This is a genomic window from Limnohabitans sp. YIMB22184 (assembly GCF_048020265.1).
Classification (GTDB): Bacteria; Pseudomonadota; Gammaproteobacteria; order Burkholderiales; family Burkholderiaceae_C; genus Limnohabitans_A.
Window position 1 is genome coordinate 108,029 of sequence record NZ_CP171843.1, and the last position, 26,394, is coordinate 134,422.

Sequence of the window (26,394 nt, forward strand, 5' to 3'; positions counted from 1 at the left end):
GTTAATAAATTAACGAAACATTAATATTTGCCCGTCGAGGTGATGGCCGGCTCATCCGCTCCCTCGCACATCAACTCAGGGCCTTGTGTGCCTCAACCGGGAGACTCTCTTGAAAACTTTGAAAATGTTCCAGCGTTCGATCTTGGCCACAGCTGCCGTGCTGACCGTGGCGGCCCATGCCGGTGAAGTGGAAGTGCTGCACTACTGGACCAGCGGTGGCGAAGCCAAATCGGCCGCAGCGCTGAAGGCCACACTGCAAGGCAAAGGCCACACCTGGAAAGACTTTGCCGTGGCAGGTGGCGGTGGTGACAACGCCATGACCGTGCTCAAGTCGCGCGTAGTGTCGGGCAATGCCCCAGCCGCTGCGCAGATCAAAGGCCCTGCTTTGCAAGAATGGGCTGCAGAAGGCGTGCTGGCCAACATCGACGATGTGGCCAAGGCCGAGAAGTGGGACAACTTGCTGCCGCCCGTGGTCGCCAATGTCATGAAATACAAGGGCAACTACATTGCCGCCCCGGTGAACGTGCACCGCGTGAACTGGCTGTGGGCCAGCAATGATGCGTTCAAGAAAGCCGGTGCCAAAGTGCCGACCAACTGGGATGAGTTCTTTGTTGCGGCCGAGGCGCTGAAGAAGGCCGGCATCATCCCCGTGGCGCACGGGGGTCAAAACTGGCAAGACTTCACCACCTTCGAGAGCGTGGCGCTGGGCGTTGGCGGTGCCGACTTCTACAAAAAAGCCTTGGTACAACTGGACCAGCCCACTTTGACCGGTGCCACCATGACCAAGGTGCTCGACACCTTCAAGAAGGTCAAGACCTACACCGACAAGAACGCGCCAGGTCGCGACTGGAACCTGGCCACCGCCATGGTCATCAAGGGCGAGGCGGGCATGCAGTTGATGGGTGACTGGGCCAAGGGAGAGTTTGTGGCCGCGGGCAAGAAGCCTGGCGCTGACTTCACCTGCGCAGCTGCGCCGGGCACTGCCAAGTCGTTCACCTTCAACGTCGACTCGTTCGCCATGTTCAAGCTGAAGAACGATGCCAACACCAAGGCCCAGAAAGATCTGGCCTCGGCCATCATGTCCACTGACTTCCAGGAAGTGTTCAACCTGAACAAGGGCTCCATCCCTGTGCGTCTGAACATGAACCTGGCCAAGTTTGACGACTGCGCCAAACTCAGCTCCAACGACTTCGTGTCAACAGCCAAGAGCGGCGGCTTGGTGCCTTCTGTGGCGCACGGCATGGCCATCGGCTCGGCCACTTCTGGCGCGATCCAAGACGCCGTTAGCCAGTTCTGGAACGACGACAAGATGAGCACGAAAGACGCGCAAGCCAAGATCGCTTCGGCCGCCAAGGTCAAGTGAGTCGTTGAGTTGGTGGATGCTGTCATGGCAAGCAAAGCGTGGCCATCCATGAACCTCAAGGTTGAACTGATCTGAGTCTGTTATTTCGCTGAGCCATCGGGCTGCAGGTCACAAGCTTGCAGCCCGCGTCGGCCCCTGATTGGATCACCCATGTCTGTATCCTCCCCCCAGCAAGTCGCCTGGCTGCCCAAGTTGGTCATCGCGCCCAGCTTTGTGCTGTCGCTGCTGTTCATCTACGGCTTGATGGCCTGGAACGGTTATTTGTCCCTGTCCGCCTCTCGCCTGCTGCCCAATTACGAATTTGCGGGTCTGCAGCACTATGCGGCGCTGCTGGACAGCGACCGCTTCCGTGTGGCCATGACCAACATGGCGGTGTTTGGTTTTTGTTTCATCGGCGGTGCGATGGCGTTGGGCGTGTTGCTGGCCATCCTGCTCGACCAGAAGGTGCGCGGCGAAGGCGTCTTGCGCACCATCTACCTGTACCCCATGGCGATCTCGTTCATCGTCACAGGCACCGCGTGGAAGTGGATTTTGAATCCTGGCCTGGGTTTACAGCATTTGATGCGCAGCTGGGGTTTCGAAGATTTCCAGTTCGAGTGGCTGGTCGATCAGGACATGGCCATCTACTGCGTGGTGATTGCGGGCGTGTGGCAAAGCGCGGGCTTTGTCATGGCGCTGTTTTTGGCCGCGTTGCGTGGCATTGACGATTCGATCATCAAAGCAGCGCAAGTGGACGGCGCGAGCTTGCCCATCATTTACTGGCGCATCATTTTGCCGAGCCTGGGCCCGGTGTTTTTCAGCACGCTGATGGTGGTCTCGCACTTGGCCATCAAGAGCTTCGATTTGGTGATGGCGCTCACTGCAGGGGGGCCCGGTTATGCGACCGATTTGCCCGCCACTTTCATGTACGCCACCGCCTTCACACGCGGCCAGATCGGCGTGGGCGCGGCCAGCGCCACCGTGATGCTGGCCACCGTGGCGGCGATTGTGGTGCCTTACCTGTACTCTGAATTGCGGAGCAAACGATGAACCGCCTGAATTTTCATCGCCTGATTCTGTGGTCCATGCTGCTGCTGTTCGCAGCCTGGTTTTTGGTGCCGCTGTATGTGATGCTGACCACCTCGCTGAAAGACGCCGAGCAACTGCGCACGGGCAACTTGCTGAGCTTGCCTACCGCGCCCACGCTGGACGCTTGGTTCAAAGCCTGGGGTAGCGCCTGCACCGGTGTGCAGTGCGAAGGACTCCAACCTTTCTTCTGGAACTCGATCGTGATGGTAGTGCCTGCGGTACTGCTGTCCACCTTGATCGGCTCGCTCAATGGCTATGTGCTCAGCAAGTGGAAGTTTCGCGGCAGTGAGACCCTGTTCGCCTTCATGCTGTTTGGCGTGTTCATGCCCATGCAGGTGGTGCTGCTGCCCATGAGCCAGGTGCTGGGCTGGCTGGGTGTGGCCAGTTCGGTGTGGGGTTTGATGCTGGTGCACATCGTGGCCGGTATCCCCTCGACAACACTGTTCTTTCGCAATTACTACATCGGCTTGCCCGATGAATTGATCAAAGCCGCGCAACTCGATGGCGCAGGTTTTTGGATGATTTTCCGTCGCATCGTGTTGCCGCTGTCTTTGCCGATTTTGGTGGTCACGCTGATCTGGCAGTTCACCAACATCTGGAACGACTTTTTGTACGGCGTGGTGTTCTCGGGCGCCGACAGCAAACCGATCACCGTGGGCCTGAACAACCTGGCCAACACCTCCAGCGCCGTCAAGGAATACAACGTGGACATGGCCGCCGCGCTGATCGCGGCATTGCCCACCTTGTTCGTGTACGTGGTGGCGGGTAAATATTTCGTGCGCGGCCTGACGGCTGGCGCCGTCAAGGGCTAAAGGAAAAGACCATGGGCGCACTCGCCATTCGCAACATCCACAAGACCTACAACGACACGGTCCACATCCTGAAAGGCATTGATTTGGAGATCAATGCCGGTGAATTTCTGATTTTGGTCGGCCCGTCCGGCTGCGGCAAATCCACGCTGCTGTCGATGATCGCGGGCTTGGATCACCCCAGCAGCGGCAGCATCCACATCGGTGAGCGCGATGTGACGAACTTGCCCAGCAAGGACCGCGACATCGCCATGGTGTTCCAGAGCTACGCGCTCTACCCCAACATGACCGTGGCGCAAAACATCGCCTTCGGTCTGGAGATTCGCAAGGTGCCCAAGGCCGAGCGCAAAGCCGCCGTGGACCGTGTGTCGGCCATGCTGCAAATCGGCCACCTGCTCGACCGCAAGCCCGGGCAACTCTCGGGCGGCCAGCGTCAGCGCGTGGCCATGGGCCGGGCCTTGGCGCGTGACCCCAAGCTGTTTTTGTTTGACGAGCCGCTGTCCAACCTGGACGCCAAGCTGCGCGTGGAAATGCGCGCCGAGATCAAGCTGCTGCACCAGCGCACCCAAACCACCACGGTGTACGTGACGCACGACCAGGTCGAAGCCATGACGCTGGGCGACCGCATCGCCGTGATGAAAGACGGCCTGGTGCAACAGTTCGGCACACCCAGCGAAATCTACAACCGCCCGGCCAACCGTTTTGTGGCCGAGTTCATTGGCTCACCGGCCATGAACATGCTGGATGCGCATCGTGTGGGCGCTTCCTTGACCGCCCATGGTGTGGAGCTGGCCATCACCGACGCGCAACGCACGGCCCTGCAAGCGCATGGCAACGCCGAGCTGGTTTATGGCCTGCGCCCCGAGAGCATCAGCTTTGCGGCCCAAGGCCTGCCTGGCACGCTCAGCATGATCGAGCCCACCGGTCCCGAAACCTACGCCACGGTGGACACCGCCGCAGGCAAGCTCACGGCCCGCGTGCCGGGCGTGCTGCAAGCGAGCGTGGGCGATGCGGTGCACCTGCAATGGTCGGCCGAGCAGTCGCATTTGTTTGACCGGGTGAGTGGCGACAGAGTGGGGTGATAGACAGGCGTGGAGCGCAGGCTCATAGCCATGAGCCACGGATCAGAAAAGCCCCGTCAGACGCAAGTCCGACGGGGCTTTTTGCTGGGGCGGTCGCCGATCAGCTCAGCAGTGCATTGACCCGCTTCACATAAGCCGCAGGGTCTGCGGGCAAACCGCCTTCGGCCAGCAGGGCTTGGTCAAACAGGATGTGGGCCAGGTCGTGGAAGTGGACCGAACCGTCGAGTTTTTTGACCAGCGCGTGCTCGGGGTTGACTTCCAGCACAGGCTTGACTTCAGGCGCTTGTTGACCGGCTTGCTTGAGCATGCGGGCCAGTTGCATGCTCATGCCGTCGTCGGTCACCACCAGGCAGGCGGGGCTGTCGACCAGGCGGCTGGTCACGCGCACGTCTTCGGCTTTGTCTTTCAGCGCTTCTTTCAGTTTGGCCAGCACGGGCTTGAAGGTTTCTGCGGCTTCTTCGGCGGCTTTCTTTTCTTCTTCGTCTTGCAGCTTGCCCAGGTCAAACGCGCCTTTGGCCACGCTTTGCAGCGGCGTGCCGTCGAACTCGTGCACGAAGTTGAGCGCCCACTCGTCCACGCGGTCGGTCATGAGCAGCACTTCGATGCCTTTTTTCTTGAAGACTTCCAGCTGTGGGCTGTTCTTGGCGGCGGCCAGGGTGTCGGCGGTGATGTAGTAAATCGCGTCCTGGCCTTCTTTCATGCGGGCTTTGTAGTCGGCAAAGCTCACGCTGACAGTGTCGCTGGTGGTCGACGCGAAGCGCAGCAGCTTGGACAGGCGGTCTTTGTTGGCAAAGTCTTCGCCCAGGCCTTCTTTCAGCACCGCGCCGAACTCGGCGTAGAACTTGGAATACTGGCCGATCTTGGCTTTGTCTTCTTCCGACAAGACATCGGTGACGCCGTCGGTCGCTTCAGGCGCCTTGTCGTGCTTGGCCAGGTCCTCCAGCATGGACAGTACCCGCTTGGTGCAGCCCTCGCGGATGGCTTTCACGTCGCGGCTTTCCTGCAGCAGTTCGCGGCTCACGTTCAGCGGCAGGTCGGCCGAGTCCACCACGCCCTTCACAAAGCGCAGGTAGCTGGGCATCAGTGCCTCGGCGTCGTCCATGATGAACACGCGCTTGACGTACAGCTTGATGCCCGCCTTCTTGTCGCGGTTCCACAGGTCGTTTGGGGCCTTGGACGGGATGTAGAGCAGCTGGGTGTATTCGGTGCTGCCTTCCACGCGGTTGTGGGTCCAGGTCAGCGGGGCCTCAAAGTCGCGGCTGATCTGTTTGTAGAAGTCGGCGTACTGCTCGTCGGTGATGTCTTTCTTGGGGCGGGTCCACAAGGCGCTGGCCTTGTTGATGGTTTCCCACTCGCCCGTCTTGACCATGCCGCCGGGTTTGCGGCCGCCGTTTTCGTCTTTAGGGTCGATCAGTTCGCCGTCTTTCCACTCTTCCTTTTCCATCAGGATGGGCAGGCTGATGTGGTCGGAGTATTTGCCGACGATTTCCTTGAGCTTCCAGGTGTTGGCGTATTCCAGCGCGTCTTCGCGCAGGTGCAAGATCACGCTGGTGCCGCGTTCGGCGCGGGTGAGGGTCTCGACCTCAAAGTCGCCCGTGCCGCCGCTGATCCAGCGCACGCCCTCTTCGGGCTTGGCGCCTGCGCGGCGGGTTTCCACAGTGATTTTTTCGGCGACGATGAAGCCCGAATAAAAGCCCACACCGAACTGGCCAATCAGCTGCGCGTCGGCTTTTTGGTCTCCGCTGAGCTTGCTCATGAAGTCCTTGGTGCCGCTCTTGGCGATGGTGCCCAGGTGGTCGATCGCTTCTTGCGCCGTCATGCCGATGCCGTTGTCGGTGATGGTCAGCGTCTTGGCGGCTTTGTCGAAGGACAGGCGCACCTGCAACTCGGGCGCGTCTTCGTACAGGGCGTTGTTGTTGAGCGCTTCAAAGCGCAGCTTGTCGCAGGCGTCGGACGCGTTGGAGATCAGCTCGCGCAGAAAGATCTCTTGGTTGGAGTACAGCGAATGGGTGACCAGGTGCAGCAGTTGTGCGACTTCGGCCTGAAAGGCATGGGTTTGTTTGCTCATGGCGTCTCAAAAAAAGGAAGTTTAGAAAACCAAAACGCCCCACAGCTGGGGGCGTTAGGCAAGATTTCAAGGGGCCTTAAAACGACTCGTTGGGGCCCAGATAGCGCCATGTGCCCGGTGGCATTTGCCCCAGTTGCACGCCGCCCATGCGAATGCGCTTGAGGCCCACGACTTTCAGGCCCACTTGCTCGCACATGCGTCGAATCTGGCGCTTTTTGCCTTCGGTCAGCACAAAGCGCAGTTGCTCGGGGTTTTGCCAGTCGACCTTGGCGGGCTTGAGCGGTTTGCCGTCCAGGCTCAGGCCGTGGCGCAGGCGCTCCAGCAGCGCCTTCGGAAACACGGCTTGTACGTTGGCACTTACGCGGTCGAAGTCGCCGATGGCCGTGAGCTGGTTGGTCTTGCCGCCATAGGTGGCCGATGCGGCGGTGGCAGCGGCGGTGTTTTCGTGGCCGGTGTAGGCCACGCGCACCAGGTATTCTTTTTCCATCTCCGAGTCTTCACCGATCAGCTGGCGCGCCACGCGGCCGTCTTGGGTCAGCACCAAAAGGCCCGTCGAATCAATGTCGAGCCGCCCGGCCGGAGCCAGCCCGCGCAGGTGCGGCGGGGTGAAGCGCAGTTTGGACAGGTCGCCAGCCCAGTGGCTGCGTGGGTTGATCAGGGTGATGGCGGGTTCGTGCCCGTCTTCGGCCTGACCGCTCACATAGCCCATGGGCTTGTGCAGCAAGATGGTCACTTGCCGGTCTTGTTGCTGCTCGGCGGCTTTGTCAATGGTGATGCGGTCTGACAAGGTGACCTGTTGGCCCATGGTCGCGGGCTGGCCGTTGACTTTGACCCAACCTTGCTCGATCCAGGCATCGGCTTCACGCCGTGAGCACATGCGCAGCTCGGCCATGCGTTTGTTCAGGCGCGAGGTGCCACTGGGCGCGGCAGTCTCGCCTTTGCCTTCAGGGCGGGGGGCGCGTTTGAAAGCGGGGGGCTGTGTCATGTGGGGTATCTCAAGAAGCTGAAATGGGCCGAACCGACCGGTCGCTAATTGTCCCTCTTTTACAACTCAAAACTGGGCTGTGCGCAGCCCCTGCAAATCCAGAATCCTCAGCCCGCCATATTCCACGCGGATGAGCTGGTGCGCTTCCAGCACGCGCAGCGCCTCGTTCACGCGTTGGCGCGACAGGCCCACCAGGTAGGCCAGCTCTTGCTGGGTGATGCGCAGCACCTCGCCCACGCCGGAAAACAGCACCGGGTTGAACAAGGCCGCCAGGTTGCGCGCCAGACGCAGTTCGGGGTTGTTCATGCGGTCCATTTCACGGGCTGCGATGAACTGCCCCAGCCGTTCATTGAGCTGCTGCATGATGAAACGGTTGAAACCCAGTGAGTGATCGATCAACCAGTGAAAGGTCTCCAACGGCATGCCGGCCACCACACTGGGGCGCAAGGCCTGGATGTTGTAGCGGTAAACCTCGCGTTTGAGCGCCGTACCCTCGCCAAACCAGCCGCCCGGCGGCACCCCGGTGAAGGTCATGGTCTGGCCGCTTTCGTTGTCACTGCTCATTTTCAGCAAGCCCGAGATCACGCCAAACCAGAAAGTCACCGGGCGGCCAACGCGGCAAACATAGTCGCCCACCTGCGGGTCACTGACCACCAGCTGCGGCACGATTTCTAGGCGCTCTTGCGGGCTGAGCAAGTGCAGCCACGGGATCATCTGCAGCTCGGTTTCGGTGGGTGCTCGGCGACGCTGGTAGACGCTGTTTTCTTGGGCCATGGCGAGTGTGGTGTTTGTCAGGAAGCGGTCAGATGCGCTAGGGGTCTTCCCTGAATTGTCGTCTAAACGACAACTTGGCGTCAAATGACTGCCTAACATGCCTTCCAGTTCAGTCGCATTGCATTCGATGCACCGTTTTTGGAGACAGGTCAGGTCATGCAAACAACGTTTCCCCGTTTGATGCTCAAGCACGCTGCCGAGCGCCCCACAGCGCCCGCACTGCGCGAGAAGGAATATGGCATTTGGCAAACCACCACTTGGGCCGATCTGGCCCGTCTGGTCCAGTCTGTGGCCTGTGGTTTGCACCAGGCAGGCTTGCAGCGCGGCGAGCACCTGATTGTGGTGGGCTCCAACCGCCCACGGCTGTACGCCACCATGCTGGCCGCGCAGTCGCTGGGCGCGATTCCGGTGCCTCTGTACCAGGACGCAGCGGCCGCCGAATGCGTGTTTCCCATCACCAACGCCGAAGTGCGCTTTGCCGTGGTGGAAGACCAGGAGCAGGTCGACAAAATGCTGGAGGTGCGTGAGCAGTGCCCGCAACTCACCCATATTTATTACGACGACCCACGCGGCCTGCGCAAGTACACCGAAGAGGGCCTGGGCGCACTCGAAGAGTTGATCGCTGCCGGCGGGGTGTTTGCGCAGCAGCATCCCCAGTTTTACGCGCAAGAGGTTGAAAAAGCAGCCTATACCGATGTGGCGGCGATGTTTTTCACCTCGGGCACCACGGGCAACCCCAAGGGCGTGGTGCACACTCACAGCTCCTTGATCGACCGAGCCGAAGCAGGCGCCGAGTTTGACAAGCTGACCAGCGCGGAAGATGTGCTGGCCTACATGCCGCCCGCCTGGATCGGACAGAACATCTTCAGCTATGCGCAGTGGCTGGTGTGCGGCTATGTGGTCAACTGCCCCGAGTCGGGCGCGACCGTGACCATCGACCTGAAAGAGATCGGCCCAACATACTACTTTGCGCCGCCCCGTGTGTTTGAAGGCATGCTGACCAGCGTGATGATTCGCATGGAAGACGCGGGCAGCTTCAAGCGCAAGCTGTTTCACTATTTCATGGGTGTGGCCAAAAAAGTCGGCCCCGCTTTGATGGACGGCCAACCGGTGGGCCTGATGGACCGCATGGCTTATGCCTTGGGCAACCTCATGGTGTACGGCCCCTTGCGCAACAACATGGGTTTCAGCCGCGTGCGCGTGGCCTACACGGCGGGCGAGGCGATTGGCCCGGACCTGTTCACCTTCTTCCGCTCGATTGGCGTGAACATCAAGCAGCTGTACGGCTCGACCGAAACCGCGGTGTTTGTCTGCTTGCAGCCTGACAACCAAGCGCGTGCCGATACCGTGGGCGTGCCCTGCAAGGGCGTGGAAATCAAGGTCGCCGACAACGGCGAAATCTTGGTCAAGTCGCCCGGTTTGCTCAAGGGTTACTACAAAAACCAAAAGGCCACCGACGAGGTGCTGACGCCGGACGGTTGGTACCACACCAGCGATGCCGGCTTCATCGACAACCACGGGCACCTCAAGATCATCGACCGGGTCAAAGACGTGGGCCGCATCCAGGGCGGCGCCAACGACGGCGCGATGTTTGCGCCCAAGTACGTGGAGAACAAACTCAAGTTCTTCCCGCACATCAAAGAGGTGGTGGCCTACGGTGACCAACGCGAAAAAGTGTGCGTGATGATCAACATCGACTTTGACGCGGTGGGCAACTGGGCCGAGCGCCGCAACTTGCCTTATGCCGGTTACACCGATCTGGCGCAAAAGCCCGAGGTGTACCAGCTCATCCAAGAGTGCGTGGAAAAGGTCAACGCCGACTTGGCCGAAGACGCTTTGCTGGCGGGCAGCCAGGTTTCGCGTTTCTTGATTTTGCACAAAGAGCTGGACGCCGACGACGGCGAGTTGACCCGCACCAACAAGGTACGCCGGGGCTTCATTGCCGACAAATACAAGCCGTTGGTGGATGGCCTGTACGAGGGCAAAACACAGCAGTTCATCGAGACTGTGGTGAAGTTCGAGGACGGCCGCACCGGCAGCGTCAGCGCCACACTCAAGATTTCCGACGCCAAAACATTCACACCCGTGAAGGCCGCAGCATGACCAAGAAAATCGGCGACGTCATCCTGGACGTCAAGAACATCAGTTTGCGTTTCGGCGGTGTGAAGGCGCTGACCGACATCTCGTTCAATGTGCGCGAGCACGAAGTGCGCGCCATCATTGGCCCCAACGGCGCAGGCAAAAGCTCGATGCTCAATTGCATCAACGGGGTGTACACGCCGCAAGAGGGCAGCATCACTTTCCGGGGTCAGCAGTTTGACCACATGAACAGCCGCCAAGTGGCCGAAATGGGCATTGCGCGCACCTTCCAGAACCTGGCGCTGTTCAAGGGCATGAGCGTGATCGACAACATCATGACCGGTCGCAACCTGCGCATCAAAAGCAACCTGTTCATGCAGGCCTTGCGCATTGGCCCCGCCCAGCGCGAAGAAGAAGAGCACCGCGAATTTGTCGAGCACATCATCGACTTTCTGGAAATCCAGGCTTTTCGCAAAACGCCTGTGGGGCAGTTGCCTTATGGCTTGCAAAAGCGGGTGGACCTGGGCCGCGCCCTGGCCATGGAGCCCAAGGTGTTGTTGCTTGACGAGCCCATGGCCGGCATGAACCTGGAAGAAAAGCAGGACATGAGCCGCTTCATTCTGGATGTGAACGATGAATTTGGCACCACCATCGTGCTGATCGAGCACGACATGGGCGTGGTGATGGACATCTCCGACCGCGTGGTGGTGCTGGACTATGGCAAAAAAATCGGCGACGGCACACCCGAAGAAGTGCGCAACAACGAAGAAGTGATCAGTGCCTATCTGGGCACCAGCCACTGAGGAGAACAAGACATGGCATTTTTTCTGGAAGCTCTTTTGGGTGGCCTCATGGCCGGCATGCTCTACGCGCTGGTAGCGCTGGGCTTTGTGCTGATTTTCAAGGCCTCTGGCGTGTTCAACTTCGCTCAAGGCGCGATGGTGCTGTTCGCGGCTTTGGCCATGGCGCGTTTTTCGGAGTGGATGCCCGGTTGGCTGGGCATCGAAGACAAGTTCCTGGGTAACCTGATCGCCTTTGTGCTGTCGGCCGCCATCATGTTCGTGCTGGCCTGGCTGATCGAGCGCCTGGTGCTGCGTCACCTGGTCAACCAAGAGGGCGTGACGTTGCTGATGGCAACCCTGGGCATCACCTATTTCCTGGACGGCCTGGGCCAGACCATCTTTGGCAGCGACATTTACAAGATCGATGTGGGCATGCCCAAGGACCCGATCTTCCTGTTTGATTCGATTTTCCAAGGGGGTGTGCTGGTCAATCTGGAAGACGTTTACGCGGCCTGTATTGCGGCCTTGCTGGTGGTGGTCTTGTCGTTGTTCTTCCAAAAAACCAGCACTGGCCGCGCCCTCCGTGCGGTGGCCGATGACCACCAGGCGGCGCAGTCGATTGGTATCCCACTGAACCGCATCTGGGTGATCGTCTGGTTTGTGGCGGGCATCACCGCCTTGGTGGCCGGCATCATCTGGGGCTCCAAGATGGGCGTGCAGTTCTCGTTGACCACCGTGGCTTTGCGGGCACTGCCGGTGATCATTTTGGGTGGCCTGACCTCGGTGCCGGGCGCCATCATCGGTGGCCTGATCATCGGTGTGGGCGAGAAACTGTCCGAGGTGTACCTCGGCCCCTATGTGGGCGGCGGCATTGAAATTTGGTTCGCTTATGTGCTGGCGCTGGTGTTCTTGCTGTTCCGTCCGCAAGGCCTGTTCGGCGAAAAAATCATCGACCGCGTGTAAGGAGAGGAAAACATGTTCTACAGAGAAAACGGTCAGTTCAAGACCTCTTACCGCAGCGACCAGCAGATCTTTGCGATTGCACAAGACCGCTGGGCCATTCTGGCGCTCGTCGCCTTCGCCTTCATCGGCGTGCCCTTCATTGCCGATGAATACATGTTCCGCGCCATCTTGATCCCATTCCTGATCCTGTCGCTGGCAGCTTTGGGGGTGAACATTCTGGTCGGTTACTGCGGTCAAATTTCCTTGGGTTCGGGTGCGTTCATGGCGGTGGGGGCCTACATGGCCTACAACACCTACATCCGCATTGAGGGCATGCCGCTGATCGTGGCGCTGCTGGCCGGGGGCTTTTTTGCCACCCTGGTGGGCATGTTTTTCGGTATCCCCAGCTTGCGCGTCAAGGGCTTGTATTTGGCGGTGGCCACGTTGGCGGCGCAGTTCTTTTGCGATTGGGCTTTCCTGCGCATTGGCTGGTTCACCAACAACAACGCCTCGGGTTCGGTCTCGGTCTCCAACCTGAATGTGTTGGGCTGGTCCATCGACACCCCGCTGCAAAAGTATTTGTTCTGTCTGGTCTTTTTGGTTGTGTTCGGCTTGCTTGCCAAAAACCTGGTGCGCTCGGCCATTGGCCGTGAGTGGATGGCCATCCGCGACATGGATGTGGCAGCGGCGGTGATCGGCATTCGGCCGGTGTACGCCAAGCTCAGCGCCTTTGCCGTGAGCTCGTTCATTGTGGGTGTGGCCGGCGGCCTGTGGGGTTTTGTGCACCTGGGTTCGTGGGAGCCAGCGGCTTTCTCGATCGACCGTTCGTTCCAGCTGTTGTTCATGGTCATCATTGGCGGCATGGGCTCCATCATGGGCAGCTTCTTTGGTGCGGCTTTCATCGTGGTCTTGCCGATTTTCCTTAACCAGTTCTTGCCCTGGGCGGGTGATCTGGTCGGTGTCAGCATCTCGACCGCAGCCGTCTCTCACACCGAATTCATGATCTTTGGTGCCCTGATTGTGTGGTTCCTGATCGTGGAGCCGCATGGCCTGGCCAAGTTGTGGTCGGTGGCCAAGCAAAAGCTGCGTCTGTGGCCTTTCCCGCACTGAGCCCAGCGATTTTCACAAGTGTTTTTCCCAAGTGCTTCCCTTTTTTAACAGGAGACAAACCATGAAGCTTCGTCAACTCGCTTTGGCCACCACGGTGGCGGCTGCCGGTCTTGCCAGTGCGCTGGTCAGCACCGTGGCCACGGCCCAAACCAAAGAGCAGTTTTTCCCCGTGCTGGTCTACCGCACGGGCGCTTACGCTCCCAACGGCGTGCCTTTTGCCAACGGCTATGTGGACTACCTCAAGCTGGTCAATGCACGCGGCGGTATCAACGGCGTCAAGCTCAGCTATGAAGAGTGCGAAACCGGCTACGCCACCGACCGCGGCGTGGAGTGCTATGAGCGCCTGAAGGGCAAGAACGGCGGCGCGACCGTGTTCCAGCCGCTGTCCACCGGCATCACCTTTGCGCTGACCGAAAAAGCCCCTGGCGACAAAATCCCCCTGATCACTGCTGGCTACGGCCGCAGCGAATCGGCTGACGGCGGCGTGTTCAAGTGGAACTTCCCCTTGGCCGGCACCTACTGGGTGGCCGGTGACGTGATCGTCCAGGACATTGCCAAGAAACTCGGCGGTGCCGACAAGCTCAAGGGCAAGCACATCGCGCTGGTCTACCACGACAGCCCATTCGGCAAAGAAGCCATCCCGATCTTGCAAGAGCGTGCCGCTATGCACGGCTTCAAGCTGAGCCTCTTGCCTGTGACCCACCCCGGTGTGGAGCAAAAGTCCACTTGGCTGCAAATTCGCCGCGACCGCCCTGACTACGTCGTCAACTGGGGCTGGGGCGTGATGAACTCCACCTTGCTCAAAGAAGCGCAAGCGACCGGCTACCCCCGCGAAAAAATCTACGGCGTGTGGTGGGCGGGTGCCGAGCCTGACGTCAAGGACGTGGGCATGGGTGCCAAGGGCTACAACGCCATCACCATGCAGCACGGTGCCGAAAAAGGCGCGGCTGTCGTGAAGGAAGTGCTGGACAAGTTGCATGCCAAAGGCCAAGGTACAGGCCCGAAGGACGAAGTGGGTGATGTGCTGTACATGCGCGGTTTGTTCAGCGCCATGTTCGCCGTGGAAGGTGTGCGCCAAGCGCAAGAGAAGTACGGCAAGGGCAAAGTCATGACCGGCGAGCAAGCACGCTGGGGTTATGAAAACCTGAACCTGACCCAACCCAAGCTGGATGCTTTGGGCTTCAAAGGCGTGCTGCGTCCCATCTCCACCTCGTGCGCTGACCACATGGGTGCGAACTGGGCCCGTATCCACACCTGGGACGGCAGCAAGTGGCAGTTCAGCAGCGACTGGTACCAGGCCGATGAGCAGATCATCAAGCCCATGGTGAAAGCCGCAGCCGACAAGTACGCCGCCGAGAAGAAGATCACACGCCGCACCCCTGCGGATTGCCAGTCCTGATCGGTGAACAGCCCGCTGCGCAAGTGGCGGGCTGCAGCTGCAGGGTGGTTCGCGCCACCAGCAGCTGCCACATGAAACCCTTGCGTGCAGCGGTTTCATTTGGCTTGAACCCCAGAGTAAAGAAAAGGCACAGTCCATGAGCGACAAAAACATTGTTCTGAACGTCAACGGCATCGAGGTCATCTACAACCACGTCATCCTGGTGCTCAAGGGCGTGTCCCTGCAGGTGCCCGAGCAAGGTATCGTGGCTTTGCTGGGCGGTAACGGCGCGGGCAAGACCACCACGCTGCGGGCCATCTCTAACCTGCTCAAAGGCGAGCGCGGCGAGGTGACCAAGGGCTCCATTGAGCTGCGCGGCGAGCGTATCGAAAACCTGTCCCCTGCCGATTTGGTGAACCGGGGTGTGGTGCAGGTCATGGAAGGTCGCCACTGCTTTGCCCACCTGACCATCGAAGAAAACCTGATGACCGGCAGCTACACCCGCACTGACAAGGGCGAGATTGCGGCCAACCTGGACAAGGTCTACACCTATTTTCCGCGCCTCAAAACCCGCCGTACCTCGCAAGCGGCTTACACCTCGGGCGGCGAGCAGCAGATGTGCGCCATTGGCCGCGCCCTGATGACCAACCCCAGCGTGGTGCTGCTCGATGAGCCCTCGATGGGCTTGGCCCCGCAGATCGTGGAAGAGGTGTTCAACATCGTCAAGGATCTGAACGACAAGGAAAAAGTCACCTTCCTGATCGCCGAGCAGAACACCAACATGGCCCTGAAATACGCCGACTATGGCTACATCATGGAGTCTGGCCGGATTGTGATGGACGGCGCGGCTGAAGACCTGCGCACCAACGAGGACGTGAAAGAGTTTTACCTGGGCATGGGCGGCGGCGAGCGCAAGAGCTTCAAAGACGTCAAGAGCTACAAGCGACGCAAGCGCTGGTTGGCTTGAGGCTTTGATTTCCCCACTCTCCTTTCTCACAGCAGTACCCCAGAAAGCAAACCATGTCCCAGCACTTCGATGCCTTGGAAACGCGTGCCCCTGAAGTCCGTGAAGCCGCCTTGATGGCCGCTTTGCCCGCGCAGGTGGCGCATGCCAAAGCGCACGCACCGGCCTTTGCCGAAATGCTCAAAGACGTGGACGCCGCCAGCGTCAACAGCCGGGCCGCGCTGGCCCAATTGCCGGTCATCCGCAAATACGAATTGCTTGAGCGCCAAAAAGCCGCGCGTGCGGCCGGTGGCAATGTGTTTGGCGGCTTCAGCACCCTGGGTTTTGGCCGGGGTATGACCCGCGTGTTTGCCAGCCCCGGCACGATTTACGAGCCTGAAGGCACCCGTGCCGATTATTGGCGCATGGCACGCACCCTGTTCGCGGCTGGCTTTCGCCCGGGCGAGCTGATCCACAACTGCTTCAGTTACCACTTCACGCCTGCGGGCTCCATGATGGAAACTGGCGCCCATGCGCTGGGCTGCACCGTGTTCCCAGGCGGCATCGGTCAGACCGAGCAGCAAGTCACGGCCATGGCCGAATTGCAACCGGCAGGCTACAGCGGCACGCCCAGTTTCCTGAAAATCATTCTTGAAAAAGCTGCCGAGATGGGCGTGGCCCTGCCCAGCCTGCGCAAGGCGCTGGTCTCGGGCGAGGCCTTTCCGCCCAGCCTGCGCGATTGGATGACGGCGCACGGCGTCGATGCCTACCAGTGTTATGCCACCGCCGATGTCGGTCTGATCGCTTACGAAACCGCCGCGCGTGAAGGCCTGGTGCTGGACGAAGGCGTGATCGTCGAGATCGTGCGCCCCGGCACCGGCGACCCGGTGCCCGAGGGCGAGGTGGGCGAGCTGGTCATCACCACGCTCAACCCCGACTACCCGCTGATCCGATTTGGCACAGGCGATTTGTCGGCCATCCTGCCCGGCACCTGCCCCACGGGCAGAACAGGTTTGCGCATCAAGGGCTGGATGGGCCGCGCCGACCAGACCACCAAGATCCGGGGCATGTTTGTGCACCCGGGCCAGGTGGCCGAGATCGTCAAGCGCTTCCCCGAAGTGCGCAAGGCGCGTTTGGTCGTGACCGGCGAGATGGCCAATGACCAGATGGCCTTGCACGTTGAGACCGATCACCTGAGCGATGAGACCCTCAAGGCCCGTGTGTCAGAAGCTGTGCGCGATGTGACCAAGCTGCGTGGCGAGGTGCACCTGGTCAAGGCCGGCAGCTTGGCCAACGATGGCAAGGTGATCGAGGACGCCCGCAGCTACCAGTGAGCCCCTGTTTCCTGGATTCATGCGTCTCGTTTGTAACGTGCTAGGCCGTTCAATTCCTTAACGAAATCAAGGTCATACCAGGGTTAGCCGCTAAGTAGTTTCCGCGATTTCGTGACACTCTCGAAGTTTTAAACTGTTTAGTCAATTTTAGGAGTGTGAGATGAAGCAATGGATCGCTTTGGCCGCCTTGGCAGCCGTGTCTGTGGGGGCGCAAGCCCAGAATTTCCCTGGCTCCAAGCCAGTGTCGATCGTGGTGCCCTTTACCGCGGGCGGCCCCACCGACCGCGTGGCACGCGACTTGGCTGAAGCCATGCGCAAGCAGATTCCCGGCAGCAACTTCGTGGTCGAAAACGCCGCGGGCGCTGGCGGCACGATCGGCGCCAGCAAAGTCGCCAAGGCCAACCCCGATGGCCACACGCTGTTGTTGTTCCACATCGGCATGGCCGCCACGCCAGCGTTGTATCGCAAAATTTCCTACAAGCCACTGGAAGACTTCGAGTTCCTGGGCATGGTCAACGACGTGCCCATGACCCTGATCGGCAAGCCACAGCTGCCCGCCAACACCTACCGCGACTTTGAAAACTACATCCGCGCCAACGCCGGCAAGCTGAACATCGCCCACGCGGGTCTGGGTTCTGCCTCGCACATCTGTGGCCTCTTGTGGCAGTCCAACTTGCAGACCAAAGACGCGATGACCACCATCCCGTTTGGCGGCACCGCACCCGCCATGACCGCCCTGATCGGTGGCCAGGTCGATGTGATGTGTGACCAGACCACCAATACCACCAGCCAAATCGAAGGCGGTCGTGTCAAGGCTTTCGCGGTCACCACCGCCAAACCGCTGTCTGGTCACCCTGTGCTCAAGCACTACCCCAGCTTGCAAGAGATGGGCTTGAAGGGCTTCAACCTGACCATCTGGCACGGTTTGTATGCTCCCAAAGGCACACCTGCAGCGGTCACCAAGACCCTGAACGATGCCCTGAAGAAAGCCCTGAAAGACCCCGAGTTCATCAAAAAGAACGAAGGTTTGGGCGCTTTGGTGGTGAACGACAACCGCACCGACCCGGCTGAGCACAAGAAGTTTGTGGCGGCTGAGATGATCAAAATCAAAGCAGCCGTGGACGCAGCGGGCAAGTACGCCGACTGAGTCAGGTTTGGCCATTTTGAGAAAGCCGCTTTCGAGCGGCTTTTTCTTTGGCGCTGAGCCTTATGGCCTGGCGAAGCGCTCGGTGCCCACGATGCCCAGTTTTGTCATGCCCAGCCGCTGCGCACTGGCCAGCACGGTGGCAGTGGCTTCATACTTGGCTTGGGCATGCGAGCGGATGTGCAGCTCCGGTTGTGGCTGCAAGGCGGCCGCTTCGCCAAGTCGAGCCTCCAGTGCTTGCCGGTCGGCGAGCAGCTGGCCATTCCAGCGCAGGCTGGCGTCGGCGTCGATGTCCAGCCGCACCACCGCTGGTTCCTGCTTTGGCGTGGCAGCGGCCACAGGCATGTCCAGGTTGACCGCGTGCAATTGCGGCGGGATGGTGATGATCAGCATGATGATCAACACCAGCATCACGTCGATCAGGGGTGTGGTGTTGATGTCCATCATCACTTCGGGTTCTTCGCTGCTGCCGGTGTCCAGGTTCATGGCCATGGTGGTGTCCTCGGTTGTGTCAGCGGGCCGGGTCGGTGATGAAGCCGACTTGGGTGATGCCTGCGCGTTGCACTGCGTACATGACACGCCCCACCGATTCGAAAGCGCTTTGCGCGTCGCCCCGGATCTGCACATCGGGCTGCGGCTTCATGGCGGCAAATTTTTGCAGCCGCTCGACCAGCTCGGTTGGTGTTTTGACCGGTGTGTCGTACAAGAAAATTTGGCCTGCTTGGTTGACTGAAATCACCACGGTGTCGGGCTTGGCCTCGCGGACCACGTTTTGCTCTTTGGGCAAGTCCACTTTGACTGAGGTGGTAACCACCGGGATGGTGATCAGGAAAATGATCAGCAGCACCAGCATCACGTCCACCAGCGGGGTGGTGTTGATGGTGCCGATGACCTCGTCATCGTCTTGTGTGCCCAGTGTGGTGCCAAGGTTCATGGCCATTACTTTTTGGCCGAGGCCAGCAGCACCGCGTGCAAGTCGGCACCGAAGGCATTGACTTCTTCCATCACGGCTTTGTTGCGTCGCACCAGCCAGTTGTAGCCCAGCACCGCCGGCACGGCCACGGCCAGGCCAATCGCGGTCATGATCAACGCTTCGCCCACAGGACCGGCTACTTTGTCAATGCTGGCCTGCCCCGACATGCCGATCTTGACCAGGGCATGGTAGATGCCCCAGACGGTGCCGAACAAGCCGACGAAGGGCGCGGTAGAGCCCACCGTGGCCAGCACCGCCAAGCCGTCTTGCTGGCGGCTTTGCACCGTGCCCATGGCCCGTTGGATGCTCATGGTCACCCAGGTGTTGAAGTCCACATTGCCCAACAGACCCTCGTGTTTGGAGGCGCCTTCCAGACCTTTTTCGGCAATGAACCGAAAGGGGCTGTCCGGCTCCAGCGCATCGGCCGCTTGGCGCACAGAGCCGGCGGTCCAGAAGTTGGCCTGCGCTGTTTTGGCGAATTGGCGCAGTTTCGATTGCGCGGTGAATTTGGTGAAGATCACGTACCAGCTGCCCATGCTCATGAGCACCAAAATCAGCAAGGTGCCCTTGGCCACGGCGTCACCCTGGGCCCACAAGGCGCCCAGGCCGTAGGGGTTGGCTTCGGCGGTATCGGCAGGGGCCAAATGGGCCGCTGTGGGGATGGCTGGGCTGTTGGCGGTGACGGGCGTGGCAGCCGCTGTCTCGGGGGCCGCCACACTTTGGCCCGCCATGAAAAGGCTGGCGCATAAAGCGGCACCCAGCAGGCTGTGTTTCAAAGCGTTGAACATGGTGAGGTTTCCTTGGGACTTGGTCATATCGGTGTAGTAGCAGCGTCTGCATGGGGCGTGCGGTCTTATTCCAGGCGCCAAACGTATTGGATGGTGGTCCAGGCTTGCTCGGGTTTGCCATCGACGGTGGCGGGTCTGAACTGACACTTCGCCAAACCCGCTCGTGCCGCCTCGTCCAGGCGTTTGTAGCCAGAGCTTTTTTCAATTTCGGACTGGATCACTTTGCCATCGGGGCCCACCAAGAAACGCAGGCCCACGGTGCCTTCTTCTTCCATTCGCCTCGAGGCACTGGGGTAATCGGGTTTGTCACACTGGGTGATGTTGACGCCTGCTGTGGTGCGCACAGGTGCTTTCGCTGGCGTTGCGACAGCTGCAGTGGCAGCAGCAGCCGTCGTGGTTGTGGTGGTGGGGGCGGCGGCGCTGACGGCTGCAATGGCCTGGGGTGGCGTCACCGCGACCGGTGTGACCGCTGGCGGCACGAAAGCAGGGGGCGGAGTTTTTGGTGGAGGTGCGGGTGCCGGCGGCGGGGGGACGGGCGGGGATGGGGGCTGGGGCGGCACTTCGGGCCGTTTTTCTTCCAGCAAGAGCGCCTGCACCACGGTGGGCATTTTTTGAATGACGGTGCGCGTCAAGCCCGCCTGGACGGCCCAAAACAACAAGGCATGCAGAACCACCACCCCAGCCAGACCGAGCAGCTTGCGCTTGGGCGGTGCATGAAGGTAAGTGGACGCGTTCATCTGGTCAAAGGCCCTGAGAGTGAAGGTCTGTATTTTGCGTGAGAAAACAGTGGCCTTTGGACGGCGCAGGCCAATTCACCAGCGTGGGCAGGGGGTCAGGGCTGGCGGGTCAACACGAAGGGGCGGGTGTCCTGACCTGCTGTCGTTCTTTGGCCCTGAATTTGACGCCCACAAGCCGCCTGGGGCAGGTTGCCCAGCCAGGTGGCGGCGATGCGTTGGCCGTCGTGTGTCTCTTCCAGGGTGAACTCGCCGTCGTCCAGGTCGGCCACTACTCGGCGAGGTTTCGACGCCGTTGCGGTGACCCATTCGCCGCGCAAACTCCCCGTGTGTTCAGGGTGGGGGCCCAAGGTCAAAGTCCCCAGGGGTTCACCTGTGATCTGTACGGTCCAGGTGCCGTGCAGCATGTCAGGGCTCATGTCCTGGGCACTGGGGCAACCCGTGCGTGTGGGCAGCCCCTGGCAGGCACTCAGGGCCAGGGCCAGCAGGCCGCACAGCCAAGCGGCTGGGGCGCGTCGGTTCAAAAAGGCGTGTGTTCGGTTCATGTTTTGGCTTGCGCTGCCGCCGCTGCAGAGACTGCTGCGCGTTGGGCAAATTCGGCCCGCAGCGCCTTGAGTTTTTCGCGTGGGTCTTCTTGGGTGGTCTTTTCATCCAGCCGCATTTCGGCAATGAAGCGGCTGGGCAGGGCGGCCACGGTTTCGCGGCCTTTTTTGCGGCGTTTGGTCCAGCTGACAGCCAGGCTGCGCTGGGCGCGGGTGATGCCCACGTACATCAGGCGGCGCTCTTCCTGCAGGCGCAGCAAGATGCCCTCCTGGCTCGCCCCCTCCGTGGTGTCGTCGTCGCCCAGTTTGAAAGGCAGCAGGCCCTCGTTCACACCCACCAGCACCACATGCGGCCATTCCAGGCCCTTGGAGGCGTGCAGGGTCGACAGGGTCACCACGTTCTGGTCTTTCTCGCGCTCGCTCAGGGTGGAGATCAGCGAGATGGTCTGCGCCACCTCCAGCAGGTTTTTGGTTTCGGTGGTTTCAGTTCCGGTGGCGTCTTCGATCTCGCCACCGCAGCGCCCGGCCATCCAGTCACAAAACTCCAGCACATTGGTCCAGCGGGCCGAGGCCACTTTTTCGTTGTCCTCGCCGTCGTACAGGTGCGATTCGTAGCCAATCTCTTGGAGCCACTCCAGCAGAAACGCCAGCGCCGCCTCTTTGCCCAGGGTTTGGCGCGCACGGTGTTCCAGGTCGTTGATGTAGCGGCCAAACTCGTGCAAGCCGGCCACGGCGCGGGCGTTCACGGCGCTGGGCAGGCTGCCCGCAAACAGCGCCTCGAACAGGCTCAGTTTGTACTGCGTGGCAAAGGTGCCCAGCTGGCCCAGCGTCTGGTGGCCGATGCCGCGCTTGGGGCTGGTGATGGCGCGCAAAAACGCCGGGTCGTCGTCGTTGTTGATCCACAGGCGAAACCAGGCGCACAGGTCCTTGATCTCGGCCTTGTCAAAAAAGCTCTGCCCGCCCGACACCTTGTACGGAATGTTGGCGCGGCGCAGCGCTTGCTCAAACGGCCGGGCCATGTGGTTGGCCCGGTACAGGATGGCAAAGTCCTTGAATTCGCGGTGTTTGGAGGGGTTGATCTGCCCGCCGCGAATCGACTGGATGCGGGCAATGGCGCGGTCGGCTTCGTGCTCTTCGTTCACGGCATCGATCACGCGCACCGGCTCGCCCTCACCCAGCTCCGAAAACAGCGTTTTGGGGAACAGCTTGGGGTTGGGCTGGATCACGTTGTTGGCCGCCCGCAAGATGGCGCTGGTGGAGCGGTAGTTCTGCTCCAGCTTGATGACCTTCAAATTCGGAAAGTCCACGGGCAGCCGCTTCAAGTTGTCGAGCGTCGCGCCGCGCCAGCCGTAGATCGACTGGTCGTCGTCGCCCACCGCCGTGAAGCGGGCCCGCTCGCCCACCAGGTGTTTCAGCACCTCGTATTGCGTGGCGTTGGTGTCCTGGTATTCGTCCACCAGCACATGGCCCATCTTGGCCTGCCAGCGCTCGCGCACCTCGGGGTAGTCGGCCAGCAGTTTCAGGGGCATGCCGATCAGATCGTCAAAGTCCACGCTTTGGTAAGCGGTCAGCCGCTCTTCGTACAGCGCCATGATGCGGGCAATCACCCGGGCGTTGTCGTCAGGCGCTTGGGCTGCGGCCTGCTCGGCGTTCAGGCCCATGTTTTTCCACAGGCTGATGGTCCACTGCCACTGGCGTGCGGTGGCGGCGTCGGTGGTGCCGCCGCAGTCTTTCAGGATGCTGGTCACATCGTCCGCGTCCATGATGCTGAACTGCGGCTTCAGGCCCAGCACATGGCCGTCCTCGCGCATGATTCGCACGCCCAAAGCGTGGAAGGTGCACACCGTCACGTCCTTGGCTGCCTTGCCAATCAGGTCCTTGGCCCGCTCGCGCATTTCGGCGGCGGCCTTGTTGGTGAAGGTGATGGCGGCGATGCGTTTGGGCTCCAGCCCGGCTTCGATCAGGCGGCCGATCTTGTGCGTGATCACCCGCGTCTTGCCCGAACCCGCCCCGGCCAGCACCAGGCACGGGCCGGAGACATAGTTCACGGCTTCGAGTTGGGCGTTGTTGAGTCCGGCTGACATGGGGAATGGGGCGATCGGGGCAAAGCGGGCCATCATAGCGGGCTTGGGTCGCCGTACGGCTTGCGGGATCGCCTGCCACTTTGGCGGTGGCGTGTGGTTCACGCTGCTTTGGGCGGGACTTGCTTGTCCGCACTGCGACTGTGCAGGTCGAAGGTTCTACTGGTTTACCCCGACAATCAGCCCATGCTTGAAATTCTGCGTGTCACTTTTCCTTTCTTTGCCTTGGTCTTGTGCGGTTATGGTGCTGCCCGGTTGAAGTTTTTGCCTCTGGAGGCCATTCCTGGTCTGAATGGTTTTGTGCTGTTTTTCGCCCTGCCTTGCATGTTGTTCCGCTTTGGAGCTGACACGCCGATTGCCCAGTTGCTCGATGCGGGGGTGTTTTTCACGTATTTGTTTTGTGCCTTGCTGATCGTGGCATTCAGCATTGCCATCAGCCTGAATGAGCGTATCCGCTGGAACGACGCGTCCTTGGGGGCGCTGGTGGCGGCCTTTCCCAATACTGGCTTCATGGGCGTGCCCTTGCTGGTGGCGTTGCTGGGTGCGCAGGCAGTGGGGCCGGCCATCGTGACCATCGTGGTGGACCTGGTGATCACCTCTTCTCTGTGCGTGGCTTTGTCGCGCATGGATGCCGCTGGTGAGCACGGTGCGGCGGTGGCCGCCCGCAAGGCTCTGGCGGGGGTGCTGCGCAACCCCATGCCTTGGGCCATCAGCCTGGGCGCGGCATTTTCGTTTTGGGATTTGGCGCTCATCGGGCCGGTCGGCAAAACCGTGAGCTTGCTGGCCGATGCGGCTTCGCCTGTGGCGCTGTTCACCATTGGCGCGGTGCTGGCCCGCTCGCAAATGCTGGCGCACGAGCGTCCTCATGGCGCTTTGCGCATGGTCGATTACCTGCCGATTTCACTCATCAAATTGGTGTTACATCCGGTGTTGGTTTTGCTGGTGGGCTTGACGGCCATCCAGTGGGGCGTGCCGATCGAGCCTTTCGCCCTGCAGGTGATGGTGCTGGTCGCTGCCCTGCCCAGCGCCAGCAATGTGTCGCTGCTGGCTGAGCGCTTGGGCGCGGACAACGGCCGCATTGCCCGTATCATTTTGGTGACCACGGCGGTGGCGTTCTTGACGTTTTCAGGCGCGGTGGCGTTGTTCAAAAACTGAGTCGCCAGGGGCGATCAAATCGCCTGTGGGTCCACGTCCACCAGCCAGCGGATCACGCCTTTGTGTTCGGGCTGGCTGCGTACCTGGTGCAGCACGCCGTGCAGGTGCCACAGCATTTTTTGCAGCGCTATGCGGTGTGGGCTTTCCAGCAGCATCTGGGCGCGTTCCACATCGGCCACACGCTGCATGCTCATGGGCACAGCCGGATAGACGCTGACCTGCAGCACCAGGTCGGCGGTCGCCGGGTCGGCGCTCAGTTGGGCTTCCAGCGTTTCGCGGGCGGCGTTCAGCAGGGCTTGGGCGGCTTCCTGGGTGCGGGCGTCGGCGCGCAGCAGGGCCTGGTGGCTGATGGGCGGCAGGTCGGCGGCGGTGCGTTCGGCCAATTCGCTGGCGGCAAAGGCCGGGTAGTCGTGTTTTTTCAGGGCTTCAAACAGCGGGTGTGTGGGGTGAAAGGTTTGCACCCACATCTCGCTGGTGGCGCTTTGCGCGGCGTCGCGCCCGGCGCGTCCTGCCGCCTGCATGAGCAGCGCAAACAGCCGCTCTGGGGCCCGAAAGTCGCTCGAAAACAGCGCCGTGTCCGGGTTGACGGCGGCCACCAAGGTGATGCGCCGAAAGTCGTGCCCTTTGGCGATCATTTGCGTGCCCACCAGCACATCCACTTCGCCTGAGTGCACCTGCGCCAGCTGGCTTTCCAGCGCGCCTTTGAGGCGTGTGCTGTCGGCGTCGATGCGGGCGATGCGCACGGGCGTGCCGTCGGGGCGCAACACATGCGCGAGCAATTCGCCCAAGTGTTCCTCGAGTTGTTCGGTGCCCCGGCCAATCGGCGCGATGTCGGCGTTGCCGCACTCGGGGCAGGCGCGGGGCACGCGCTCGGTCAGACCGCAGTGGTGGCAGCGCAGGGTGCGGTCAATCTTGTGAAACACCCGGAACGCGCTGCAGTGTTTGCATTCGCTTTTCCAGCCGCAGTCGGCGCAGTGCAGTACGGGCGCATAGCCGCGGCGGTTGAGCAGCAGCATGCATTGCTCGCCGCGCTTCACCCGCTCCTGGATGGCGGCCACCAAAGGCGCAGACAGCACCGTGCGGCGGGGTTGTTTGTTCATGTCGACCCGGCGCACTTTGGGCAGCAGGCCGGTGCCAATGCGGGAGGGCATGAGCAGGCGCTGGTAACGACCGCCTGGGTCGCCCTCAGTGGCCGGGCGGCTGTGGTGCCAGCTCTCGAGCGATGGCGTGGCCGAGGCCAGCAGCACGGGCGCGCTGTGCAGGCGGCCCCGGTACACGGCCAAGTCGCGGGCCGAGTAGCGTGCGCCTTCTTGCTGTTTGTAGCTCGGGTCGTGTTCTTCATCGACCACGATGAGCTTCAGGTGCGGCATGGACGCAAAAATCGCCATGCGCGTGCCCAGCACGATGCGGGCGTGGCCTGCGTGCGCGGCCAGCCAGGCTTTGAGGCGCTGGGCGGGCGTCATGCCGCTGTGCATGGCCACCACCGCCTCGGTGCCAAAACGGGCTTGCACCCGTTCCTCCAGCTGGGGCGTGAGGTTGATCTCGGGCACCATGAGCAGCGCCTGGGCCTGTGGGTCGGTGGCCAGCATGCGCTCCACCGCTTGCAAATACACCTCGGTCTTGCCGCTGCCGGTGCTGCCAAACAGCAAAAACGGCCCGGTGCCCTGGGCCATCTGTTCCAGTACGGCGCTTTGCTCGGGTGAGAGGACTGGGCCTGGTGTGGTTTGCACGGCGCGGTCGCTGTTTTGCTTTTTCAGGCGACGCCCCAGTTGTTCGCTGGTCAGGTCGCGCAGCTGGGGCGGCAGGGCCGACAGGGCCACCTCGCCCAGCGAGCGCTGGTAATACTGGGCCGAGAACTGCACCAATTGCCGCCAAGCCTCATTGAGCGGGGCCAAGCCTTCGAGCACGCTCAGTACATCGCGCACGGCCGAGGCGGGCATGTCGGAGGGCGCGGCATCGCGCACGGCCCAAACGACACCCAGCACCTCGCGCTGGCCTAATGGCACACGCACCAGTTGGCCTGGATGCACCAAAAAAGGGCTGCGGTAGCTCAACAGCCCCCCCACCTGGCTGTGGGCCGGGGTCTGGACGGCAACGTCGATCCACTGGTGAGTGCTCACATGGTTCCCGGTGATTCGAGGTGAATTTGACAAAATTGGAGGTTAGCTGATTTCTTGAAACAAGATGTAAGTCGTTGATTTTTCAGCACTTTGAGCATCATCCAAAAAAACTGTGGATAACTTTGTTGAAAACCTGGTCC

At 61.1% G+C, this 26,394-nt stretch carries 23 protein-coding genes; 13 read left to right on the forward strand and 10 right to left on the reverse strand.

Annotation, left to right across the window (positions count from 1 at the left end; translation table 11 throughout):
- Window positions 1-124: 124 nt before the first annotated feature.
- The 4 genes from ACHEXL_RS00505 to ACHEXL_RS00520 all read left to right on the forward strand — a co-directional run bounded on the left by ACHEXL_RS00505 (window position 125) and on the right by ACHEXL_RS00520 (window position 4,322).
- Window positions 125-1,363, forward strand: a complete 1,239-nt coding sequence (locus tag ACHEXL_RS00505) for an ABC transporter substrate-binding protein (protein ID WP_416561365.1) — start codon at window positions 125-127, stop codon at window positions 1,361-1,363.
- A gap of 150 nt (window positions 1,364-1,513) precedes the next feature.
- A complete protein-coding gene (locus ACHEXL_RS00510; protein WP_416560130.1) occupies window positions 1,514-2,392 on the forward strand; it encodes a carbohydrate ABC transporter permease in 879 nt (292 codons plus the stop codon).
- Window positions 2,389-3,243: a carbohydrate ABC transporter permease gene (locus ACHEXL_RS00515; RefSeq protein WP_416560131.1), complete on the forward strand. Its 855-nt coding sequence runs from the start codon at window positions 2,389-2,391 to the stop codon at window positions 3,241-3,243. Before ACHEXL_RS00510 ends, ACHEXL_RS00515 begins: the two co-directional genes overlap by 4 nt.
- A gap of 11 nt (window positions 3,244-3,254) precedes the next feature.
- Window positions 3,255-4,322 (forward strand): ABC transporter ATP-binding protein, encoded by a 1,068-nt coding sequence (locus ACHEXL_RS00520; RefSeq protein WP_416560132.1) that lies wholly within the window; start codon window positions 3,255-3,257, stop codon window positions 4,320-4,322.
- Between the two features lie 100 nt (window positions 4,323-4,422).
- Here ACHEXL_RS00520 and htpG read toward each other — a convergent pair whose 3' ends face one another.
- The 3 genes from htpG to ACHEXL_RS00535 all read right to left on the reverse strand — a co-directional run bounded on the left by htpG (window position 4,423) and on the right by ACHEXL_RS00535 (window position 8,149).
- Window positions 4,423-6,390, reverse strand: coding sequence for a molecular chaperone HtpG (htpG, locus tag ACHEXL_RS00525; protein ID WP_416560133.1), 1,968 nt, complete (start codon window positions 6,388-6,390; stop codon window positions 4,423-4,425).
- 76 nt (window positions 6,391-6,466) lie between these two features.
- Window positions 6,467-7,375: a pseudouridine synthase gene (locus ACHEXL_RS00530; protein WP_416560134.1), complete on the reverse strand. Its 909-nt coding sequence runs from the start codon at window positions 7,373-7,375 to the stop codon at window positions 6,467-6,469.
- 66 nt (window positions 7,376-7,441) lie between these two features.
- A complete protein-coding gene (locus ACHEXL_RS00535) occupies window positions 7,442-8,149 on the reverse strand; it encodes a Crp/Fnr family transcriptional regulator (protein ID WP_416560135.1) in 708 nt (235 codons plus the stop codon).
- A gap of 156 nt (window positions 8,150-8,305) precedes the next feature.
- On the opposite strand from ACHEXL_RS00535, the gene ACHEXL_RS00540 reads away from it, so the two are divergent.
- The 8 genes from ACHEXL_RS00540 to ACHEXL_RS00575 all read left to right on the forward strand — a co-directional run bounded on the left by ACHEXL_RS00540 (window position 8,306) and on the right by ACHEXL_RS00575 (window position 17,864).
- The gene (locus tag ACHEXL_RS00540) at window positions 8,306-10,252 is read left to right on the forward strand and encodes an AMP-dependent synthetase/ligase (RefSeq protein WP_416560136.1); all 1,947 of its coding nucleotides are present in this window, start codon (window positions 8,306-8,308) and stop codon (window positions 10,250-10,252) included.
- A complete protein-coding gene (locus tag ACHEXL_RS00545) occupies window positions 10,249-11,031 on the forward strand; it encodes an ABC transporter ATP-binding protein (RefSeq protein ID WP_416560137.1) in 783 nt (260 codons plus the stop codon). The genes ACHEXL_RS00540 and ACHEXL_RS00545 overlap by 4 nt, the downstream gene beginning before the upstream one ends.
- 12 nt (window positions 11,032-11,043) lie before the next feature.
- On the forward strand, window positions 11,044-11,973 hold the full coding sequence (locus tag ACHEXL_RS00550) for a branched-chain amino acid ABC transporter permease (protein WP_416560138.1): 930 nt from the start codon (window positions 11,044-11,046) through the stop codon (window positions 11,971-11,973).
- A gap of 12 nt (window positions 11,974-11,985) precedes the next feature.
- Window positions 11,986-13,062, forward strand: coding sequence for a branched-chain amino acid ABC transporter permease (locus ACHEXL_RS00555; protein WP_416560139.1), 1,077 nt, complete (start codon window positions 11,986-11,988; stop codon window positions 13,060-13,062).
- A 61-nt stretch (window positions 13,063-13,123) separates the two neighbouring features.
- Window positions 13,124-14,461, forward strand: a complete 1,338-nt coding sequence (locus tag ACHEXL_RS00560; protein ID WP_416560140.1) for an ABC transporter substrate-binding protein — start codon at window positions 13,124-13,126, stop codon at window positions 14,459-14,461.
- A gap of 136 nt (window positions 14,462-14,597) precedes the next feature.
- Complete coding sequence (locus ACHEXL_RS00565) at window positions 14,598-15,407, forward strand: ABC transporter ATP-binding protein (protein ID WP_416560141.1); 810 nt, start codon at window positions 14,598-14,600, stop codon at window positions 15,405-15,407.
- 53 nt (window positions 15,408-15,460) lie between these two features.
- A complete protein-coding gene (locus tag ACHEXL_RS00570) occupies window positions 15,461-16,717 on the forward strand; it encodes a phenylacetate--CoA ligase family protein (protein WP_416560142.1) in 1,257 nt (418 codons plus the stop codon).
- A 160-nt stretch (window positions 16,718-16,877) separates the two neighbouring features.
- Window positions 16,878-17,864 (forward strand): tripartite tricarboxylate transporter substrate-binding protein, encoded by a 987-nt coding sequence (locus tag ACHEXL_RS00575; protein ID WP_416560143.1) that lies wholly within the window; start codon window positions 16,878-16,880, stop codon window positions 17,862-17,864.
- A 60-nt stretch (window positions 17,865-17,924) separates the two neighbouring features.
- Here the strand turns inward: ACHEXL_RS00575 and ACHEXL_RS00580 are convergent, their stop codons facing one another.
- The 6 genes from ACHEXL_RS00580 to ACHEXL_RS00605 all read right to left on the reverse strand — a co-directional run bounded on the left by ACHEXL_RS00580 (window position 17,925) and on the right by ACHEXL_RS00605 (window position 22,982).
- Window positions 17,925-18,353 (reverse strand): ExbD/TolR family protein, encoded by a 429-nt coding sequence (locus ACHEXL_RS00580; protein ID WP_416560144.1) that lies wholly within the window; start codon window positions 18,351-18,353, stop codon window positions 17,925-17,927.
- Between the two features lie 19 nt (window positions 18,354-18,372).
- A complete protein-coding gene (locus ACHEXL_RS00585; protein WP_416560145.1) occupies window positions 18,373-18,801 on the reverse strand; it encodes an ExbD/TolR family protein in 429 nt (142 codons plus the stop codon).
- Window positions 18,801-19,622, reverse strand: coding sequence for a MotA/TolQ/ExbB proton channel family protein (locus ACHEXL_RS00590; protein WP_416560146.1), 822 nt, complete (start codon window positions 19,620-19,622; stop codon window positions 18,801-18,803). Before ACHEXL_RS00590 ends, ACHEXL_RS00585 begins: the two co-directional genes overlap by 1 nt.
- A gap of 65 nt (window positions 19,623-19,687) precedes the next feature.
- Window positions 19,688-20,359 (reverse strand): energy transducer TonB, encoded by a 672-nt coding sequence (locus ACHEXL_RS00595; RefSeq protein ID WP_416560147.1) that lies wholly within the window; start codon window positions 20,357-20,359, stop codon window positions 19,688-19,690.
- Between the two features lie 95 nt (window positions 20,360-20,454).
- Window positions 20,455-20,901 carry a hypothetical protein gene (locus ACHEXL_RS00600; protein ID WP_416560148.1) on the reverse strand — a complete coding sequence of 149 codons (447 nt, stop codon included), beginning with the start codon at window positions 20,899-20,901 and terminating at the stop codon, window positions 20,455-20,457.
- A complete protein-coding gene (locus ACHEXL_RS00605; protein WP_416560149.1) occupies window positions 20,898-22,982 on the reverse strand; it encodes an ATP-dependent helicase in 2,085 nt (694 codons plus the stop codon). The genes ACHEXL_RS00600 and ACHEXL_RS00605 overlap by 4 nt, the downstream gene beginning before the upstream one ends.
- 183 nt (window positions 22,983-23,165) lie before the next feature.
- On the opposite strand from ACHEXL_RS00605, the gene ACHEXL_RS00610 reads away from it, so the two are divergent.
- Window positions 23,166-24,134: an AEC family transporter gene (locus tag ACHEXL_RS00610; RefSeq protein ID WP_416560150.1), complete on the forward strand. Its 969-nt coding sequence runs from the start codon at window positions 23,166-23,168 to the stop codon at window positions 24,132-24,134.
- 14 nt (window positions 24,135-24,148) lie between these two features.
- Here ACHEXL_RS00610 and priA read toward each other — a convergent pair whose 3' ends face one another.
- Entirely contained in the window at window positions 24,149-26,254 is a 2,106-nt protein-coding gene (gene priA / locus ACHEXL_RS00615) for a replication restart helicase PriA (RefSeq protein WP_416560151.1), read from the reverse strand.
- Window positions 26,255-26,394 lie beyond the last annotated feature (140 nt).